This window comes from Streptomyces sp. NPDC047022, from assembly GCF_040644155.1.
In the GTDB taxonomy this organism is placed as follows: Bacteria; Actinomycetota; Actinomycetes; order Streptomycetales; family Streptomycetaceae; genus Streptomyces.
Genome location: NZ_JBEYVV010000002.1, coordinates 49,765 through 67,789 on the forward strand (window position 1 = coordinate 49,765; position 18,025 = coordinate 67,789).

At 69.9% G+C, this 18,025-nt stretch carries 16 protein-coding genes; 11 read left to right on the top strand and 5 right to left on the bottom strand.

Annotated elements, in window-relative coordinates:
- Nucleotides 1-100: 100 nt before the first annotated feature.
- On the bottom strand, nt 101-2,125 hold the full coding sequence (locus ABZ845_RS03595) for an APC family permease (protein WP_360972552.1): 2,025 nt from the start codon (nt 2,123-2,125) through the stop codon (nt 101-103).
- A gap of 314 nt (nt 2,126-2,439) precedes the next feature.
- Between ABZ845_RS03595 and ABZ845_RS03600 the strand changes: the two genes are divergently transcribed.
- Nucleotides 2,440-2,931, top strand: coding sequence for a hypothetical protein (locus ABZ845_RS03600; protein WP_360972554.1), 492 nt, complete (start codon nt 2,440-2,442; stop codon nt 2,929-2,931).
- A 73-nt stretch (nt 2,932-3,004) separates the two neighbouring features.
- On the opposite strand, the gene ABZ845_RS03605 is transcribed toward ABZ845_RS03600, so the two are convergent.
- Nucleotides 3,005-3,481: a hypothetical protein gene (locus ABZ845_RS03605; protein ID WP_360972556.1), complete on the bottom strand. Its 477-nt coding sequence runs from the start codon at nt 3,479-3,481 to the stop codon at nt 3,005-3,007.
- Between the two features lie 77 nt (nt 3,482-3,558).
- On the opposite strand from ABZ845_RS03605, the gene ABZ845_RS03610 reads away from it, so the two are divergent.
- A complete protein-coding gene (locus ABZ845_RS03610; protein ID WP_360972558.1) occupies nt 3,559-4,956 on the top strand; it encodes an FAD-binding oxidoreductase in 1,398 nt (465 codons plus the stop codon).
- 54 nt (nt 4,957-5,010) lie between these two features.
- Here ABZ845_RS03610 and ABZ845_RS03615 read toward each other — a convergent pair whose 3' ends face one another.
- Complete coding sequence (locus tag ABZ845_RS03615) at nt 5,011-5,610, bottom strand: GNAT family N-acetyltransferase (RefSeq protein ID WP_360972560.1); 600 nt, start codon at nt 5,608-5,610, stop codon at nt 5,011-5,013.
- A 148-nt stretch (nt 5,611-5,758) separates the two neighbouring features.
- Between ABZ845_RS03615 and ABZ845_RS03620 the strand changes: the two genes are divergently transcribed.
- Nucleotides 5,759-7,033, top strand: a complete 1,275-nt coding sequence (locus tag ABZ845_RS03620) for an APC family permease (RefSeq protein WP_360972562.1) — start codon at nt 5,759-5,761, stop codon at nt 7,031-7,033.
- Nucleotides 7,034-7,100: 67 nt separating this feature from the next.
- On the opposite strand, the gene ABZ845_RS03625 is transcribed toward ABZ845_RS03620, so the two are convergent.
- Nucleotides 7,101-7,772, bottom strand: coding sequence for a hypothetical protein (locus tag ABZ845_RS03625; protein WP_360972564.1), 672 nt, complete (start codon nt 7,770-7,772; stop codon nt 7,101-7,103).
- Nucleotides 7,773-7,911: 139 nt separating this feature from the next.
- On the opposite strand from ABZ845_RS03625, the gene hemL reads away from it, so the two are divergent.
- From hemL to ABZ845_RS03665, 8 genes are all read left to right on the top strand, one after another.
- Entirely contained in the window at nt 7,912-9,231 is a 1,320-nt protein-coding gene (gene hemL / locus ABZ845_RS03630) for a glutamate-1-semialdehyde 2,1-aminomutase (protein WP_360972566.1), read from the top strand.
- Nucleotides 9,228-9,920, top strand: coding sequence for a histidine phosphatase family protein (locus ABZ845_RS03635; RefSeq protein WP_360972568.1), 693 nt, complete (start codon nt 9,228-9,230; stop codon nt 9,918-9,920). The genes hemL and ABZ845_RS03635 overlap by 4 nt, the downstream gene beginning before the upstream one ends.
- Before the next feature lie 248 nt (nt 9,921-10,168).
- Nucleotides 10,169-11,419 (top strand): hypothetical protein, encoded by a 1,251-nt coding sequence (locus tag ABZ845_RS03640; protein WP_360972570.1) that lies wholly within the window; start codon nt 10,169-10,171, stop codon nt 11,417-11,419.
- Between the two features lie 114 nt (nt 11,420-11,533).
- On the top strand, nt 11,534-12,172 hold the full coding sequence (locus ABZ845_RS03645; RefSeq protein ID WP_360972572.1) for a TlpA disulfide reductase family protein: 639 nt from the start codon (nt 11,534-11,536) through the stop codon (nt 12,170-12,172).
- A 1-nt stretch (nt 12,173) separates the two neighbouring features.
- Nucleotides 12,174-12,968, top strand: coding sequence for a cytochrome c biogenesis protein CcdA (locus tag ABZ845_RS03650; protein ID WP_360972574.1), 795 nt, complete (start codon nt 12,174-12,176; stop codon nt 12,966-12,968).
- Between the two features lie 150 nt (nt 12,969-13,118).
- Nucleotides 13,119-14,837: a cytochrome c biogenesis protein ResB gene (locus tag ABZ845_RS03655; protein ID WP_360973059.1), complete on the top strand. Its 1,719-nt coding sequence runs from the start codon at nt 13,119-13,121 to the stop codon at nt 14,835-14,837.
- Complete coding sequence (gene ccsB / locus ABZ845_RS03660) at nt 14,834-15,916, top strand: c-type cytochrome biogenesis protein CcsB (protein ID WP_360972576.1); 1,083 nt, start codon at nt 14,834-14,836, stop codon at nt 15,914-15,916. The genes ABZ845_RS03655 and ccsB overlap by 4 nt, the downstream gene beginning before the upstream one ends.
- Nucleotides 15,917-16,020: 104 nt before the next feature.
- A complete protein-coding gene (locus tag ABZ845_RS03665; protein ID WP_360972578.1) occupies nt 16,021-16,431 on the top strand; it encodes an SRPBCC domain-containing protein in 411 nt (136 codons plus the stop codon).
- Between the two features lie 15 nt (nt 16,432-16,446).
- Here the strand turns inward: ABZ845_RS03665 and ABZ845_RS03670 are convergent, their stop codons facing one another.
- Nucleotides 16,447-17,991: a hypothetical protein gene (locus ABZ845_RS03670; RefSeq protein ID WP_360972580.1), complete on the bottom strand. Its 1,545-nt coding sequence runs from the start codon at nt 17,989-17,991 to the stop codon at nt 16,447-16,449.
- Nucleotides 17,992-18,025: the final 34 nt, after the last annotated feature.

The window sequence follows — 18,025 nt, forward strand, 5'->3', positions numbered from 1 at the left end:
CTCCGGCCAACGAAAGGACCGCCCTACCAGCCTAGGCAGAGACCGCCTCGTCGCCACCGGACGATGCCGCACGGGCCACCTGGTCCGCCGGTGCAGGCGCTCAGCGGCGTCCCGCCACCCGGTTCCTCGGCTCGCCCCTGCGCACCGATCCCGGAGCCCGGGCGGCAGGCCGGGCCGCCGCCCGGACCGAGGACGTCAGCTGCCATGGGACGCTGATCACCATCACGCCCGGTGTGAACATCAGTCGGCTCTTGAGCCACAGCGCCGACTGGTTGTGCAGCAGGTTCTCCCACCAGTGGCCGACGACGTACTCCGGGATGAAGACGGCGACCACGTCACGCGGGCTCTCACGGCGGATCGAGCGCACATACTCCAGGACCGGCCGGGTCACCTCGCGGTACGGGGAGTCGAGGACCTTCAGCTGTACGCCGATGCCGTACTCCTCCCAGCGCCGCTCCAGCTCCGCCGCCTCCCCCCTGTCGACCGCGACCGTCAGTGCCTCCAGCCGGTCCGGCTTGAAGGCCCGCGCGTACGCCAGCGCCCGCAGTGTCGGCTTGTGCACCCGGGACACCAGGACGAGCGCCAGCACCCGGGACGGCAGGGTCAGCTCGCCCTTCGGGTCGGTCACCGCGAGTTCCGCGGCCGTGGTGTCGTAGTGCCGGCGGATGCCGCGCATCGTCACCCACAGCACGACCGCCGCCAGCACCGCGAGCCAGGCGCCCTGTGTGAACTTCGTGGCGAGCACGATCACCAGGACCAGCCCGGTGACGACCGAGCCGACGGCGTTGACGGCCCGCGCCCGGTGGTGACGGCGGCGCACCGCCGCGCCGTCCTCCGCGCGCAGCTCGCGGTTCCAGTGCCGGACCATGCCCAGCTGGGAGAGCGTGAACGCGGCGAACACGCCGAGGATGTAGAGGTGGATGAGGCTGGTGACGTTCGCCTTGAAGCCCCACAGCAGCAGCCCGGCGACGACCGCGAGGGCCAGAATGCCGTTGGAGAAGGCGAGCCGGTCGCCCCGGTTGTGCAACTGGCGTGGCAGATAGCGGTGTTGGGCGAGGATGGAGGCCAGCAGCGGGAAGCCGTTGAAGGCCGTGTTCGCGGCGAGGACGAGCACCAGCGCGGTGGCCGCCTGGATGAAGTAGAAGCCGAAGCTCCGCTCACCGCCGAAGACCGCCGCCGCGATCTGCGCGATCACCGTGCGCTGGGTGTAGGCGTGGCAGTTGCCGGGCAGTCCGGTCAGCCGGCAGGCGTCGGTGGTGATGCGTACGTGCGCGATCAGTGCCAGCGCGGTGACACCGGCGAACATGGTGATGGCGATGGCGCCCATCGCGGCGAGCGTCGCCGCCGCGTTGCGGGACTTCGGTCTGCGGAAGGCGGGAACGCCGTTGGAGATCGCCTCCACGCCGGTCAGCGCCGTACAGCCGGAGGAGAACGCCCGCAGCACCAGCATCACCAGGGCCGCTCCGGCGAGATCCGCGGTGCCGGGCTCGGGGGTGACACCGTAGTGCGCGGTCTGCGCGAGGGGCGCGTTTCCGAGGGCGTACTGGACCATGCCCGTGGTCACCATGATCAGCACGCCGCCGGTGAAGAGGTAGGTCGGCGCCGCGAAGGTCCGCCCCGACTCCCGTACGCCGCGCAGGTTCATCGCGGTCAGCAGCGCGACGAAGGCCAGCGCCAACAGCACGCGGTGCTCGGCGAGTCGGGGAAGTGCCGAGATGACGTTGTCCACTCCGGAGGCGATCGACACGGCAACCGTCATGACGTAGTCGACGAGCAGCGAGGCGGCGACGACGAGCCCCGCGGACGGGCCGAGGTTCGTGGACACCACCTCGTACGAGCCGCCGCCCGTCGGGTAGGCGTGCACGACCTGACGGTACGACAGCACGACCACCGCCAGCAGCACCACCACCGCGAGGGCGATCCACGGCGTGAACCGCAGATACGCCAGCCCGCCGAGGGTGAGGACGAGCAGGATCTCCTGGGTCGCGTACGCCACCGACGACAGCGGGTCGGAGGCGAAGATCGGCAGGGCGAGGCGCTTGGGCAGCAGCGTCTCGTGCAACTCCTCGCTGCGCTTGGCCCGGCCGATCACCAGCCGTTTGAGGATCTCCGTGATGGTGGGCACGGGCGGAGCGTAAGCCGGGAGGCGGGGGCGGGGCGGCAGCGACCCGCGCGACCGGGGCGACCCGCACGGCCGGGAGCGCCGGAGCGAACCGCCCGGATCGCAGGGCGAAAAATGAGGTAAAGGTAAGAAATTCCGACGTGTTGGTCACGCATCCACCAGGAGACATGACGCTCGGTAGCCGTTCCTGGGCCGTTCTCCGTCGCAGTGCGTGACGATACGGGTCGCCACCCGTTCGGTTCCATGGAAGCCTCGAAGGAGCGCGCGCCGGGGGAGTCCGTCAGTGGGGGATCTGTCGCAGGACAGGAGAGAACACTGTGAAATCCTCACTTCGCACCCGTTCCAGCCGTGCGTTCGCCGTTGGCGCCGTCTCGGTCGCGCTGGTCGCCTCCGGAGCGACCGCGGCGTTCGCCGTCGACCCGGTCGTGCCCAACACGAACTCGACCGCGAATTCGTCCGCGAACCCGAACTCGAACTCGACCACGGGCACGTCGTCCGACACCGGCTCGCTGGTGACGGACCCCGGTAAGGCGCTGGCGGCGGCGATCGTCATCAGGGCCGACCGGACGCAGGTCAAGTCCGGTCAGGTCGTGACCTTCTCGGGCACCACCAGGGGCCTGAAGATCGGCAGCACCGTGGTGCTTCAGCACCACAACGGCACCAAGTGGGTCAACATGCCCGAGCACACGCTGGTGAAGCAGGGCTCGACCTACATCCTGGCCTTCAAGCCCACCTTCAAGGGCAAGCAGCTGTACAGGGTGAGCGTCGGCCGGACGATGTCGCTCCCGGTGACCATCACGGTGATGTGACGTCACGGTGAAGTGACACCGCGAGGTCGAGGGGTGCCCCGGTTCCGGGGCACCCCTTCCGTCCGCGCCGCTGCTAGTCGGTCTTGCCGCAGAACGTCTTGGCGGCGAGGGCCGCTCCGTCGTTGAAGCCCTTCTCATAGTTCGGGTCCACCGCGGTCAGGCCCTGCGGGAGCTTGCCCGCGCAGTTCTTCCTGATCGTCGCGAACTCGTCGGAGAAGCCCTTCTTGTACTGCTTCTTGGCGTCCTTCTTCTCGCCCGTGCCGGTCTTGGCGCCAGGCGTCCTGCCGCACTTGACGGTGCCGTCCTTGTCGCCCGTGATCGTGTAGCTGCCTGGGCCGAGGTTGCTGAAGGAGATGGCACCGTTCGTGACCTTCGAGAAGCCTCCGCTGTTGCCGCCGGAGAAGTCGAGGGGTAGTGCGAGGCGCTGGCGGCCGGGCCTCCGCCGGAGCCCGGCGGCCGACGTGCGGGACGTGGGGGACGGCCGGACAATATTGCCGGTGGGGTATCGCGTTCTGCCCTCATCACAGGCGCATACGGATCCGCGTCTCACGCCCTCGCAGCCCGCCCGGACGGCCCGCCCCCGCGTGGGTCCGCGCGCCGCCCGCGTGAACGGAAGGGTGCTCGGCCATGGGCGGTATCAACGGACCGGCTCTCGAGAGTCTGCGTGACGCGCTGCGGGGACCCGTCCTCGCTCCGGGAGATCCCGGCTACGACGAGGCCCGCAGCATCTACAACGCCATGATCGACCGGCGTCCGGCGGCGATCGCCGGGTGCGTCGACGTGGCGGACGTACGGACCGTGCTCTCCTTCGCCCAGGACACCGGGCTGGAGCTGGCGGTGCGCGGCGGCGGGCACAGCGGTCCGGGGCTGTGCCTTGTCGACGACGCGCTGATGCTCGACCTGACGCCGATGCGCTGGGTGGACGTCGACCCGCAGGCGAGCACCGCGCGCGTGGGCGGTGGAAGCCAGTTGGGCGACCTCGACCACGCCGCGCACACCTTCGGTCTGGCCACTCCGGGCGGGATCGTGTCGACCACCGGAGTCGGCGGTCTCACCCTCGGCGGCGGGCACGGGCATCTGACCCGCAGGTACGGCTTGACCATCGACAACCTGCTGTCCGCCGACGTGGTCCTCGCGGACGGCTCGTTCGTCACCGCGTCGGAGGACGACCACTCGGACCTGTTCTGGGCTCTGCGGGGCGGCGGCGGCAACTTCGGCGTGGTCACGTCGTTCACCTTCCGGCTGCACCCTGTGGACGCCGTCGGCCTCGGGGTGACCGTCTGGCCCGTCGACCGCACCCGCGAAGTGCTCCAGTGGTACCGGGAGTTCCTGCCCGCCGCGCCCGAGGAGCTCAGCGGCTTCTTCGCGCTGCTGACGGTGCCGCCCGCGCCGCCCTTCCCGGAGCCGGTCCACGGGCTGAAGGTGTGCGGTGTGGTGTGGTGCTACACAGCCGACCTGGAAGGGGACCGCCTGGAGAAGGCGTTGACCGTAGTGAACGCGCCCGCGCCGCCGGTGTTCCACTTCGCCGGCCCCGTGCCCTACCCCGTCCTGCAGGGCATGTTCGACGGGCTGATGCCGAAGGGGCTGCAGTGGTACTGGCGCGGCGACTTCTTCGACGCCGTCCCCGACGACGCCATCGCCGTACACGAGAAGTACGGCCACAACCTCCCCACCGGCCTGTCCACGATGCACCTGTACCCGATCGACGGCGCCACCCGCCGGGTCGACGCCGACGACACGGCCTGGGCCTACCGGCACGCCACATGGTCCGGCGTCATCGCGGGCATCGACCCCGAGCCCGCCAACGCCGGCCTGGTCCGCCAGTGGTGCGTCGACTACTGGAGCGATCTGCACCCCTACTCCATGGGCGGCGGCTACATCAACTTCCTTGGCGAGGAGGAGAGCGCCGGCCGGGTCCGGGATACGTTCGGCGGACACTACGACCGGCTCGCAGCGATCAAAAGCGCCTACGACCCGGACAACTTCTTCCACGCCAACCAGAACATCCCACCCGCCACCTCGTGACCGGCCGGGCCGCGGCGCTCAACCCGCCTTCCGCACCCGGCGAGTGGCGTCCCGTCATCCGCTCGTCCCCGCGTCGCCCCGTATGCGGGCGTGGAGGTGTTCGTCGTGCCACCCGTCCGCGTGCAGCAGGGCGCTTCGCATGGTGCCCTCCAGGGCGAACCCGGCCCTCGTCGCGACCCGGCAGGACGACGCGTTGGCCACGGAATGGGTGAGGCGCAGCCGGTGCAGGCCCAGGTCGTCCATCGCCCAGCGGCTGAGGCGAACGACGGCGTCGGCCATGACGCCACCGCCGCGACCGGCGGGCAGCAGCCAGTAGAGGATCTCTGCGCTGCCGCCCCTGAGGTCGATGTCGCCCCAGCCGATCAGGCCCACCGGCAGCTGACCGGGCCGTGCGATGGCCCAGACCGCCGACCGCTCGGACGTCCAGCGCTCATGCCAGCGATCGATCTTCTCCTGCGCGTCCCGCAGTGACACCGCACGCCCTGGACGGTTCCACTGCTGAATATCGGGGTCCAGGCAGGCATCCACGACGGCCTGGGCATCGTCGCGCCGCCACGGGCGCAGTTCCGCGTTCCCGGTGCCGAGCCGGAACACCGGTTGTTCGCTCCGGCGCATCCGGCCCGCGGGGACCACGGCAGGTGTCGAAGGGATCATCGCGGCATCATGCCATCCCGCCGCTGTCGCTCAGTGATCATGTGGGGTCGCGGTGAGGCGGGTGAGCGTGATGCCGGCCCCGGCCAGGAGAGCACCCGCGAGCCTCCCGCCGCCCCGAACCGCGCGACGGGTACGAGAGAGTGGGGACATGAACCTGCAGTCGCACGACGGGGAAGCGGCCGTGCTGAAACGGCGGCTCGGGGTTTTCGACGCCGTGGTGATCGGGCTCGGCTCGATGATCGGGGCGGGGATCTTCGCCGCTCTGGCGCCGGCGGCGCGGGCGGCCGGTTCCGGGCTGCTGCCCGGGCTCGCTGTCGCGGCCGTGGTCGCGTACTGCAATGCCACGTCCTCGGCCCGGCTGGCCGCGCTCTACCCGCAGTCCGGCGGGACCTATGTGTACGGGCGCGAGCGGCTGGGCGGGTTCTGGGGCTATCTCGCCGGCTGGGCGTTCGTGGTCGGCAAGACGGCGTCCTGTGCGGCGATGGCTCTGACCGTGGGGGCGTACGTATGGCCGGGCCATGTCCACGTCGTCGCGGTGGCCGCCGTGGCGGCGCTGACGGCGGTCGACTACGTAGGCGTCCAGAAGGCGGCGTGGCTGACACGGCTGATCGTCGCCGTGGTGCTCGCGGTGCTCGCGGCCGTGGTGGTGGCGTGTCTGTCCTCGGGCGCGGCGCGGGCCGAGCGGCTCGACGTGGGGGCGGACGCGTCCGTGACCGGGGTGCTTCAGGCGGCCGGACTGCTGTTCTTCGCCTTCGCCGGGTACGCCCGGATCGCGACGCTCGGCGAGGAGGTCCGCGATCCCGCGCGGACGATCCCGCGGGCGATTCCCCTCGCGCTCGGGATCACTCTCGTCGTCTACGCGGCCGTCGCGGTGGCGGTGCTGGCCGTCCTCGGGCCGAAGGGGCTGGCGGGCGACGCGGCTCCGTTGGCGGAGGCGGTGCGCCGGGCCGGAGTGCCGGGGCTCGCCCCGGTGGTGCGCGCGGGGGCGGCGGTCGCCGCGCTCGGCTCGCTGCTCGCCCTGATCCTCGGTGTCTCGCGCACGACGCTGGCGATGTCCCGCGACCGGCATCTGCCGCACGCCCTGTCCGCCGTCCATCCGCGCCACGGCGTCCCGCACCGGGCCGAGCTGCTGGTGGGGGCCCTGGTGGCGGTGCTGGCCGCGACAGTCGATGTGCGTGGCGCGATCGGGTTCTCCTCGTTCGGGGTCCTCGCCTACTACGCCGTCGCCAACGCCTCCGCATGGACGCTGACCGCGCGGGAGAACCGTCCGCCACGGATCGTCCCAGGGATCGGGCTGGCCGGTTGTCTGGTGCTGGCCTTCACCCTGCCCGCCTCGTCGGTGGCTTGGGGCGCTGCGGTGCTGGCCGTGGGAGCCGCGGTGTACGGAGTGCGTCGCGGCACGGCGGCGCGCAAAGCCGCCTGAGGGTTCTCCGCGGGCACCAGCGAGGGCGGGACCCGAAAGCCCCGCCCCGACTCCGCGAAACCTCGGCTCAGGGCCACACCAGGCAGTACGGCTGATGCCCCGCCTCGTGCAGCCGGTGGCTGAAGTCCTGCCACTCGTGCAGCAGCTGGTAGACGTTGAACGCGTCCCGCGGTCCGCCGCGGTCCGGGACCGTCGACCAGATGAACGCCGCCGCGCCGACCGCTTCCTCGCCGATTCCGCGCAGCGGGTCCACCACCGTCATGGGGAGCTTGACCACGGCGTAGTCGGGGTGCAGGACCACCAGCTCCAGCGGCGGGACCTTGTGCAGCGGCACGCCCTCGATGCCCGTGAGGACCATCGCGGCCATCGTCTCCGGCTTGATCTTGGTGAACATGCCGCCCATGCCGAGCTCGTCGCCGCCGAGTTCCTCGGGGCGCATCGAGATCGGGACGCGTGCCGCAGTGGCGCCGTCCGGCGCGCCGAAGTATTTGTATGTCACCCCCACCCGACCACCATTCCCGCTTCCTGCCCTGAGCCGATCCACCCTACGGTTCGCATGGTCCATGCCATCCATACGCGAGGGCCGGTCGATTCGCTCAGGTCCGCCCTGTGCCCCCTGCGCACCACGCGTTTGACGTGTCTCAGCCGACTCCTCCGCGTCGCGTCGGTGCCTCCCCCGCCGGGCACGCCGAGGACCCACGTCATCGGTCCCCTCGCCCAGTCCGCCACCGCGATGCATATCTCCACCCGACTGCTTTTCTAGGACGCGCGGCCCCCGCCGCGCAACCCGATCATCGTGTCAGTGACCTCCCCCACGGCCGCCCGCCGAAACGTGCGTCTGAACACCTGTCCGCGGGACCCTCGCAGCCTCTGACACCATGGCTAGTGTGAGCTATCCGTACGAAGCCCCAGTTTCGCAGACTCTTTTCGAGCGCGCGGCGGCCGTCACGCCCGGCGGCGTGAACTCTCCGGTGCGCGCCTTCCGCGCCGTGGGCGGTACGCCCCGGTTCATGGTGTCCGGCGACGGTCCTTATCTGACCGATGCCGACGGACGCGAATATGTCGACCTTGTTTGTTCGTGGGGGCCCATGATTCTCGGGCATTCCCACCCGGAGGTGATCGCCGCCGTCCAGGAGGCCGTCTCCCGCGGCACCTCCTTCGGCACGCCCGGCGAGGGCGAGGTCGCGCTGGCGGAGGAGATCGTCGCCCGCATCGCGCCGGTCGAGCAGGTGCGGCTCGTCTCCAGCGGGACGGAAGCCACGATGTCGGCGATCCGGCTGGCCCGCGGATTCACCCGGCGGTCCAAGGTGATCAAGTTCGCCGGGTGTTATCACGGTCACGTCGACGCGCTCCTGGCCGCGGCCGGATCCGGGGTCGCCACCTTCGCGTTGCCCGACACCCCTGGTGTCACCGGCGCCCAGGCCGGCGACACCATCGTTCTTCCCTACAACGACCTCGACGCCGTACGGACCGCCTTCGCCGCCCACCCCGGCGAGATCGCCTGTGTGATCACCGAGGCTTCGCCCGGGAACATGGGCGTCGTGCCGCCGCTGCCGGCCTTCAACCAGGGACTCAGGGACCTCTGCCGTGACAACGGCGCCCTGTACATCTCCGACGAGGTCATGACCGGGTTCCGCACCAGCAGGGCGGGCTGGTACGGCGTCGACGGCGTCGAGCCCGACCTCATGACCTTCGGAAAGGTCATGGGCGGCGGCTTCCCGGCCGCCGCGTTCGGCGGACGCGCGGACGTCATGGCGCACCTCGCCCCGGCCGGACCGGTCTACCAGGCCGGCACCCTCTCCGGAAACCCGGTCGCCACCGCCGCCGGCCTCGCGCAGCTGCGGCTGCTCGACGACGCCGCGTACGAGAAGGTCGACGCGGTCTCCGCCGGGATCCAGGCGCTCGTCACGGACGCGCTCACCAAGGAAGGCGTGGCGCACCGGCTCCAGAACGCGTCGAACATGTTCTCCGTGTTCTTCACCGACCGTCCGGTGCACAATTACGAGGACGCGAAGGGCCAGGAGTCCTTCCGTTTCACCGCCTTCTTCCATTCCCTTCTCGCGCAGGGCGTCTATCTGCCGCCCTCGTCCTTCGAGTCCTGGTTCGTCTCCACCGCTCACGACGAGCGGGCGGTCCAGAAGATCGCCGACGCCCTTCCGGCGGCGGCCCGTGCGGCAGCGGAGGCCACGGCAGCATGAGTGACATCACCGTCGTCCATCTGATGCGGCACGGCGAGGTCGCCAACCCGGACGGAGTGCTCTACGGGCGTCTGCCCGGCTACCACCTCTCCGAGCTGGGGCGGCAGATGGCCGATCGCGTCGCCGATCACCTCGCCTCCCGGGACATCACCCATGTCGTCGCCTCCCCGCTGGAGCGGGCCCAGGAGACGGCCACCCCGATCGCCAAGGCGCACGGACTCGACCTCGCCACCGATGAGCGGCTCATCGAGGCCGACAACGTGTTCCAGGGCAAGACGTTCGGGGTCGGCGACGGGGCGCTGCGGCGGCCCGAGAACTGGAAGCACCTCGTCAACCCGTTCAAGCCGTCCTGGGGCGAGCCGTACGTCGAGCAGGTCGTACGGATGGTGGGGGCGCTCGACGCGGCCAAGGACGCGGCGCGCGGGCACGAGGCGGTGTGCGTCAGCCATCAGCTGCCGATCTGGATCGTGCGCAGCTTCGTGGAGAAGCGGCGGCTGTGGCACGACCCGCGCAAGCGGCAGTGCACGCTGGCCTCGCTCACCACGTTCACGTACCAGGGCGACAAGATCGTGTCCGTGGGGTACTCCGAGCCCGCCCGGGATCTGGTGCCGGCTCATCTGCTCGCGGGCGCCAAGCCCGTGAAGGGCAAGGGGCAGGGGCAGGGGCAGGGCAAGGCGTTCGGGGCCTGAGGAGAGGATCCTGGTCCGGCTGATTGAGGAGGGCTCACCGGGGGAGGCTCATCGGTGACGATTGGCGTCATGTGGCGTCATGTGATGTTCATCAAAACGTGCGTTTCAACACGAGGCGTATTCGGTCTCTTCATGTGAGCCTATCTTCGTAAAATCCGTCCTAGAAAGGCGGATTGAACGGAACCTCTGTCACCCTCGCGCCCTCTCAGTGGGTGACCACCGAGAGGGCGCGAGGAGATGGGGACGCAATGCGGGACATCAGCCGACGAGGACTGATAGGACTCGGAGCGGGAGCGGCAGCCGCCGTGGGGCTGGCCGCGTGTGGTACCGATCACCATGACGGGGCGGCGTCAGGTTCCGGTTCCGGCGGAAAGAAGTCCGGCGGCTCCGACGCCCCCTCGGCCCCCGCGAAGCTCATCGGCGACGGTTCGACGGCCGACACCGGCAAGCAGCCGAACCAGCCCGCAAAGCCGGTTCCCCTGGAGCCCGGCGAAACCCCTCCGCAGTTCGTCGTCTTTTCCTGGGACGGCGCGGGTGAGGTCGGCAACGGGCTCTTCCCGCGCTTCCTCGACCTCGCCAAGCAGCACGGCGCGCACATGACGTTCTTCCTCTCCGGGCTCTATCTGCTGCCGGAGTCGAAGAAGCGCAAGTACCTGCCGCCGAACAACGCGGTGGGTGCCTCCGACATCCCGTACCTGTCGGACGCTCACATACGCCTCACGCTGCAGAACGTCCGCCGCGCCTGGCTCGAGGGCCATGAGATAGGCACGCATTTCAACGGGCACTTCTGCGGTGAGGGCCACGGCTCGGTGAAGTGGTGGACCCCCAAGCAGTGGCGCAGCGAGATCGACCAGGCCAAGGCGTTCGTCAAGGAGTGGCGTACCAACACCGGGTGGACCGATCTGCCGCCGCTGCCCTTCGACTACGAGAAGGAACTGGTCGGCGGACGTACGCCCTGTCTGCTCGGCCAGGACAACCTGCTGCCGACGGCCCGCGAGCTCGGCTGGCGCTACGACGCCTCCTCGCCCGGTCTCAACCAGGACTGGCCGCGCAAGAGGCATGGGCTGTGGGACTTCCCGCTCCAGGCGATCCCGTACCCGGGGCGCAAGCTCCCGGTGCTGTCGATGGACTACAACATCATGTTCCACCAGTCGCAGTACTCCACCAAGGCGCCCGCCGTGAACTACCCGGGCTGGCGCAACCAGGCAGCACAGGCCTACATATCCGGATTTGAGCGGGCGTATACGACGAACCGCGCCCCGCTCTTCATAGGCAACCACTTCGAGCACTGGAACGGCGGCATCTACATGGACGCCGTCGAGGACGCGTTCAAGCACATCGCGCGCGAGAAGGAGAAGGGCTCCGACGTACGGCTCGTCTCCTTCCGGCAGTTCGCGGACTGGCTCGACGTGCAGCGCCCCGAGGTCGTACAGAAGCTCCAGGGCCTGACCGTGGGGCAGCAGCCGACCGGCGGCTGGAAGCAGTTCCTCGCGGCTTGAGCGGGCGGCGGGAAGGGCGCTTCGCCGGACCCGCCAAAGGCCGCCTGAAAGGCGGCTTTCCGCCCACAAGGGGGGTGCGCAAGATCCCCGGATCGGACATGCGAAACTTTTCACATGAGTGCCGCCTGCCGCGCCCCCCAGCGCCTGAACCGCACCACCCGTAGCCGTAGCCGCCGACGCGCCGTCCTGGCCACAGCCGGGGCCGCCGTCGCGGCGCTCGTGCTGTCCGCCTGCGGATCCGGCGGCACCTCGGGGGGTTCCGGCAGTACCAACTTCATCGCCGGAAGTGACGGCATCGACACCGTCAAGAAGGGCGAGCGCAGCGCCGCCCCCGATCTGTCCGGCACGACGATCGACGGCACGAAGATCGATGTCGCCTCCTACAAGGGCAAGGTCGTCGTCGTCAACGTCTGGGGCTCCTGGTGCCCGCCGTGCCGCGCCGAGGCGCCGAACTTCGTCAAGGTCGCCAAGGACACGGCGGGCAAGGGCGTCCAGTTCGTCGGGATCAACACCCGTGACACCAGCACCGGGCCGGCCCAGGCCTTCGAGAAGAGTTACGGGGTGACGTACCCGAGCCTGTACGACCCGACGGGCAAGCTGATGCTCCGCTTCAAGAGGGGCACGCTCAACCCGCAGGCGATCCCCTCCACCCTGATCATCGACCGGGACGGGAAGATCGCCGCCCGTACGCTGCAGGCGCTCAGCGAGGACAAGCTGCGCGAGATGCTCGACCCGGTCCTCGCGGAGAAGTGACGTGACCGCAGTGTCCACACTCGCCGCCACGGCCGCCGCCGCGAACGACGTCACGGGCTACAACAACACCGTGCTCAACGGCGCGCTGCTGGTCGCCCTGCCCGTCGCCCTGCTCGGCGGCCTCGTCTCGTTCTTCTCCCCGTGCGTGCTGCCGCTCGTGCCCGGCTATCTGTCGTATGTGACCGGCGTCACCGGCACCGATCTGGGCGAGGCACGGCGGGGCCGGATGGTCGCGGGCGCCTCCCTGTTCGTGCTCGGCTTCACCTCCGTGTTCGTCTCCAGCGGCGCGCTGATGGGCTACGCGGGCTCCACGCTCCTGGACCACCAGGCCGTCCTGTCCAAGGTGCTGGGCGCGTTCATGATCCTCATGGGCGTCTTCTTCATGGGCCTGATGCCCTGGCTCACCCAGCGCGAGTTCCGCTTCCACCGGCGCCCGATGGCCGGGCTGATCGGCGCTCCCGTACTGGGTGTCCTCTTCGGCATCGGCTGGACCCCGTGCATCGGCCCGACCCTCGCCTCCGTGCTGATGCTCTCCTCCGAGCAGGGTGACACGGGCCGCGGAGCCATACTGATGGTCGCCTACTGCGTCGGCCTCGGCGTGCCCTTCGTGCTCGCCGCCGTCGCTTTCCGCAAGGCGCTCGGCGCGTTCGGCTGGGTCAAGCGCCACTATGTCTGGGTGATTCGCATCGGCGGCACGATGATGATCGTGACCGGTCTGCTGCTGCTGACCGGCGCCTGGGACAGCATCATGCAGGACCTGCGGACCTGGTCCAGCGGCTTCTCGGTGGGGGTCTGATCCATGAGCGACAGCGACACACGGAGCACCGACGTGCACAGCGACGAGAACACCGACACCGTCGAGACCGCGGACATCCTCGGGAACGGTCCCGACTCCGACCTCGGCGCCGCCGGTTCACAGCTGTCCACCGCGCCCGCAGAGACGGCCATGCCAGGCTCCTTCGGCGGCTCCCGCGCCCCGGGCGGCATGGGCTGGATCACCTGGACCGTACGAGAGGTGACCGGCTGGGCCCGATGGTTCTGGCGGCAGCTCACCTCCATGCGGGTCGCCCTGATCCTGCTGTTCCTGCTCTCGCTCGGCGCGATCCCCGGCTCGCTGATCCCGCAGACCGGCACCGACGCGCTCAAGGTGCACGACTTCATGACCGCCCACAAGACGCTGGGCCCGGTCTACGACAAGCTCGGACTCTTCCACGTCTACAGCTCGGTGTGGTTCTCCGCGATCTACATCCTGCTGTTCGTGTCGCTCATCGGCTGCATCGTGCCGCGCACCTGGCAGTTCGTCGGCCAGCTCAGGGGCCGCCCCCCGGGCGCGCCCAAGCGGCTGGACCGCCTGCCCGCCTACGCGACCTGGCGGACCGACGCCGACCCCGAGCAGGTCCGCGAGACCGCGCTCAAGGTGCTCAGGCAGCGCCGCTTCCGGGCCCACCTCGCCGGGGACGCGGTCGCCGCCGAGAAGGGCTATCTGCGCGAGGCGGGCAACCTCGCCTTCCACACGGCCCTGATCGTGCTGCTGATCTCGTTCGCCTGGGGCCAGCTCTACAAGACGGAGGGCGACAAGCTGATCGTCGAAGGCGACGGCTTCTCCAACACGCTCACCCAGTACGACGACTTCAAGTCCGGCAGCCTCTTCTCCGACGACGACCTGGTGCCCTTCAGCTTCAACCTCAAGAAGTTCATCGGCACCTACGAGCGCACCGGCCCCAACAAGGGCACCCCGCGCACGTACCAGGCCAATGTCACCTACGGCGTGGGCGCCTACGGCAAGGACAAGTCGACCGCCATCAAGGTCAACGAGCCGCTAGAGATCGGCAACGCGAAGGTCTACCTCGTGAACCACGGGTACGCGCCCGTGGTCACCGTGCGCGACGGCAAGGGCAATGTCGTCCTCCACGACGCCGTACCGCTGCTGCCCCTCGACGCCAACGCCACCTCGCAGGGGGCCGTAAAGGTCTACGACGACTACCGCAACGCCCAGGGGCAGCACGACCAGCTCGGTTTCCAGACGTTCTTCGTGCCGACCTTCGCGGGGGCGGGCAAGGGCACGATGTTCTCCCAGTTCCCGGCGCTCGACTTCCCGGTGCTGGCGGTGACCGCGTATCACGGGGACCTGGGAGTCAACGCGGGCATTCCGCAGAACGTGTATCAGCTGGACACCAAGGACCTGAAGCAGTTCAAGGACTCCAAGGGCCAGATCGTCGCGGCCCGCCTGCTGCCGGGCGAGACCATGACGCTGCCCGGCGGCAACGGCTCGATCACCTTCGACAAGGACATCAAGCAATGGGCCCGCTTCCAGGTCGTGCAGCAGCCCGGCACCGACTGGGCGCTGGGCGGCTCGGTCACCGCGATCCTCGGCCTGGCCGGCTCCCTGTTCATCCAGCGCCGCCGGGTCTGGGTGCGTGCGACCACCGGTGACGACGGGATCACCGTCGTCGAGATGGCCGGACTCGGCCGCAGCGAGTCCGCGAAGCTGCCCGAGGAACTCGGCAACCTGGCCGCGCTCGTCCACGACCACGCGCCGACAACGACCGACGAAACGGACACTCGTCCGGACGCCGGCCCGAACACCGACCCAGACGCCGACCCCGATCAGGAGCCGGGCGCCGAAACCCCCGTACCCGCCGCCGAAGGGGCTCAGGAGAAGTGACCCTCGCCACCGCCACCAACGAACACCTCGCGAACATCAGCAACACGCTGGTCTACTCCGCGATGGCCGTCTACACGCTGGCCTTCTTCGCGTACATCGCCGAATGGCTCTTCGGCAGCCGCAGCAAGGTCGCCCGCACGGCCAACGCGCTCACCTCCGGGGCGTCTCAGAAGACGCAGGCGCCCGCCGTCACCGTCAAGAAGGCGGGCGGCACGGCGGTGCTGGAGCGGCCCGTGGTCGTCACCCGCGCCGCGGCCGGCGCCCGTGACGTGCCGGACGGCCCCGGTGCGCACGGCGGTGACGAGCAGGGCGACCTGTACGGCCGGATCGCCGTGTCGCTCACCGTGCTCTCCTTCATCGTCGAACTCGCCGGCGTCGTCGCCCGCGCGGCCTCCGTACAGCGGGCGCCGTGGGGCAACATGTACGAGTTCAACCTCACCTTCTCCACGGTCGCGGTCGGCGTGTACCTCGCGCTGCTCGCGCTGAAGAAGAACGTGCGGTGGCTCGGCCTCTTCCTCACCACCTCGGTCCTCCTCGACCTGGGCCTCGCCGTCACCGTCCTGTACGCGGCCAGCGACCAGCTCGTCCCCGCGCTGCACTCGTACTGGCTGTACATCCACGTCTCCACCGCCATCATCTGCGGCGCGGTCTTCTACGTCGGCGCGGTCGGCACCCTGCTCTACCTGTTCAAGGACTCGTACGAGAGCAAGCTGGCCGACGGCGGCAAGCCCGGCACCTTCGCCACCTCCGTCCTGGAGCGCCTGCCCTCCTCCGCGTCCCTCGACAAGTTCGCCTACCGGGTGAACGCCGCGGTCTTCCCCCTGTGGACGTTCACGATCATCGCGGGCGCCATCTGGGCCGAGTCCGCCTGGGGCCGCTACTGGGGCTGGGACCCCAAGGAGACCTGGGCCTTCATCACCTGGGTCGCCTACGCCTGCTACCTGCACGCCCGCTCCACCGCGGGCTGGAAGGGCCGCAAGGCCGCCTATATCGCGGTCATCGCCTTCGGCTGCTGGCTGTTCAACTACTACGGGGTGAACATCTTCGTGGGCGGCAAGCACTCGTACGCGGGCGTGTAAGCCCGGCCGACGTACGGACCGAGGGGGCGTGTGCGTGCACACGCCCCCTCGGCGTGCTGCCGTAAGCACGTGCGGAATGCCCGTACGAGGGTCACGCTGGTGTCATGACCGTTCCCATCGAAGAGGGCACCGACGAGCTGCGGGGGGACGTCCACGTAAGGCACTACGTGCTGCGTCTGACCCGGCCCGTGGAGGAGGTCTGGCCCGCCCTTGCCACCTCGGCGGGCCTGCGGGCCTGGCTGGCGCCCGCCGAACCGTTCGAGCCACGGCTCGGCGGCGCGGTGGCACTGCGGCTGCCGGGCGGCACGGCCCGGGGCCGTATCACCGCGTGGGACGTGGAACGGGTCGCCGAGTACACGGTGGAGGGCCGCGGACGGATCCGCTTCCATCTGGAACCGGACCGCCCGGCGGGTACGACGGTCCGCTTCACGCAGGAGTCGGAAGGAGAAGGGGACCCGGGCTGGTGCGAGCGCTTCGAGCGCCTGATCGCCCATGTCGAGTACGGCGAGGGCTGAGCGGGTTCCGGGGGCTCATGCAGGCGGCAGGCACTCCTTCGCCGGGGGCTTCCCCTCCGGCCACGCGATCCTGACGAACTGCGAGCCCCCCGACGGTGTCAGTTCCACGATCGGCACGGTCTTGTCGTACGGATTCCCGTGGACGTCGAGGCAGATCCAGCCGCTGGCCCCGTTCACCCGCTGCGAGCCCTTCATCAGCGGCCACTCGTTGACCACGTCCGTGAGCGCGGGCGCCGTACGGCCGCTCGGCGTGGCCTCCCGTACGCCCTGCACCGCCAGCCATGTGGCGTCGTACGCCGTGATCAGCTGCCCGTCGTCCAGGGACACGGGCCCGATCGGCCCCACCGGCGCCTTCGCGCCCTGAGCGACGAGCTGGTCCAGGGCCGCGGCGTCCGCGGCGCTGCCGCCCGTCTTCGCCGTGTCCTTCTTCCATGCGTCCGGATGTGCCAGAGCCGTGTAGCGCACGGAGAGGCTGTGGTTCAGGGCCGTCCAGTCCAGCTTCTTGTCGCCGATGAGGTACGAGCCCTCGTCGCCCGTCAGCACCGTCAGCCGGTGGTCCATGCAGCCGCGGGCACCCAACGCGTTGATGAACTGCCGCAGTTGGGTGTGCCGCCCGGCGAACAGAATCGTGTCGGTCGTCTTCGGGGTGTCGCACACGAGCTGGGTGATCTGCCGGAACTGGTTCGCGGTCGTGCCCTCCTGGGTCCGGTCGGCCGGGGGTGTGAACGGCTGCGGCTGGTACGGCGATCCGGCCGTCAGTTTCTCGAAGGCGCTCTGCAGGGTGCGTGTGTAGGGGTCGCCCGGCTTGTCGTACACCAGCAGTGCCCGTCCCGCCGAGACCCGGGCGAAGGAGGCGAGCGCGCGGGCCGAGTCGCTGTTGGTGGGCGCGACCCGGGCGAGCCCGGGGTACGGGTCCTTGCCGTCCTGACCGTTGGCGAGGCTGTCGGCGGTGATGGAGGAGCCGACGACCGGGATGCCGCGGCTGGTCAACTCCTTGACGGCCGCCCGGTTGTTGTCGGTGCTGAGCCCTATGCCGGTCACCGCCCGCAGCCGGTCCGGGCCCTTGGCCATGTCCGTCAGCCGGTCCACCACGTCCCGCCAATGCGCCCCGTCGCGACCGGTGTTGGCCAGCACAAGCCGGATCGCGGGAGTCTCTCCGGTGGGGCCGTGGTTGGCACGGTACTGCGCGAGATAGGCGCCCTGAAGCTCGTGCAGGGTGTCGTCGACGCTGTCCGGGTCGGTCTCGGTGAACGGCTCGAAGAGCGCGACGGTGATGTAACTGCCGGGTTTGAGACGGCCGTTCTCCCGGTCCACCGCCTGTGCGGCCGGGGCGAACTGCGGTACGCCGAAGTCGTACGCCGTCGTCGACACGCCCACGCAGTCGTCGCTTCCCTCCGGGCGGGCCACTCCCGCGGCGCAGGAACGGTCCTCCTGGGTGAGCCGGAGCGTCACCAGCACGGCCGCGGCCACGACCACGGCAGTGAGCAGCAGCGCCACATAGCGGCGGAAACGGATCTCCCAGATGTCCTCGCGCACCCACCGCCACAGCCGTGCCGCCATCACCGGCTCCCGCCCTCGCCGTCGTTGTACGGAC

Bases quoted from the DNA above. Each gene is read 5' to 3' on its own strand.
- ABZ845_RS03610 (WP_360972558.1), top strand. From the start codon at position 3,559: ATGGGCGGTATCAACGGACCGGCTCTCGAGAGTCTGCGTGACGCGCTG.
- ABZ845_RS03615 (WP_360972560.1), bottom strand. From the start codon at position 5,610: ATGATCCCTTCGACACCTGCCGTGGTCCCCGCGGGCCGGATGCGCCGG.
- ABZ845_RS03620 (WP_360972562.1), top strand. From the start codon at position 5,759: ATGAACCTGCAGTCGCACGACGGGGAAGCGGCCGTGCTGAAACGGCGG.
- ABZ845_RS03625 (WP_360972564.1), bottom strand. From the start codon at position 7,772: ATGCATCGCGGTGGCGGACTGGGCGAGGGGACCGATGACGTGGGTCCT.
- hemL (WP_360972566.1), top strand. From the start codon at position 7,912: ATGGCTAGTGTGAGCTATCCGTACGAAGCCCCAGTTTCGCAGACTCTT.
- ABZ845_RS03635 (WP_360972568.1), top strand. From the start codon at position 9,228: ATGAGTGACATCACCGTCGTCCATCTGATGCGGCACGGCGAGGTCGCC.
- ABZ845_RS03640 (WP_360972570.1), top strand. From the start codon at position 10,169: ATGCGGGACATCAGCCGACGAGGACTGATAGGACTCGGAGCGGGAGCG.
- ABZ845_RS03645 (WP_360972572.1), top strand. From the start codon at position 11,534: ATGAGTGCCGCCTGCCGCGCCCCCCAGCGCCTGAACCGCACCACCCGT.
- ABZ845_RS03655 (WP_360973059.1), top strand. From the start codon at position 13,119: ATGCCAGGCTCCTTCGGCGGCTCCCGCGCCCCGGGCGGCATGGGCTGG.
- ABZ845_RS03665 (WP_360972578.1), top strand. From the start codon at position 16,021: ATGACCGTTCCCATCGAAGAGGGCACCGACGAGCTGCGGGGGGACGTC.
- ABZ845_RS03670 (WP_360972580.1), bottom strand. From the start codon at position 17,991: ATGGCGGCACGGCTGTGGCGGTGGGTGCGCGAGGACATCTGGGAGATC.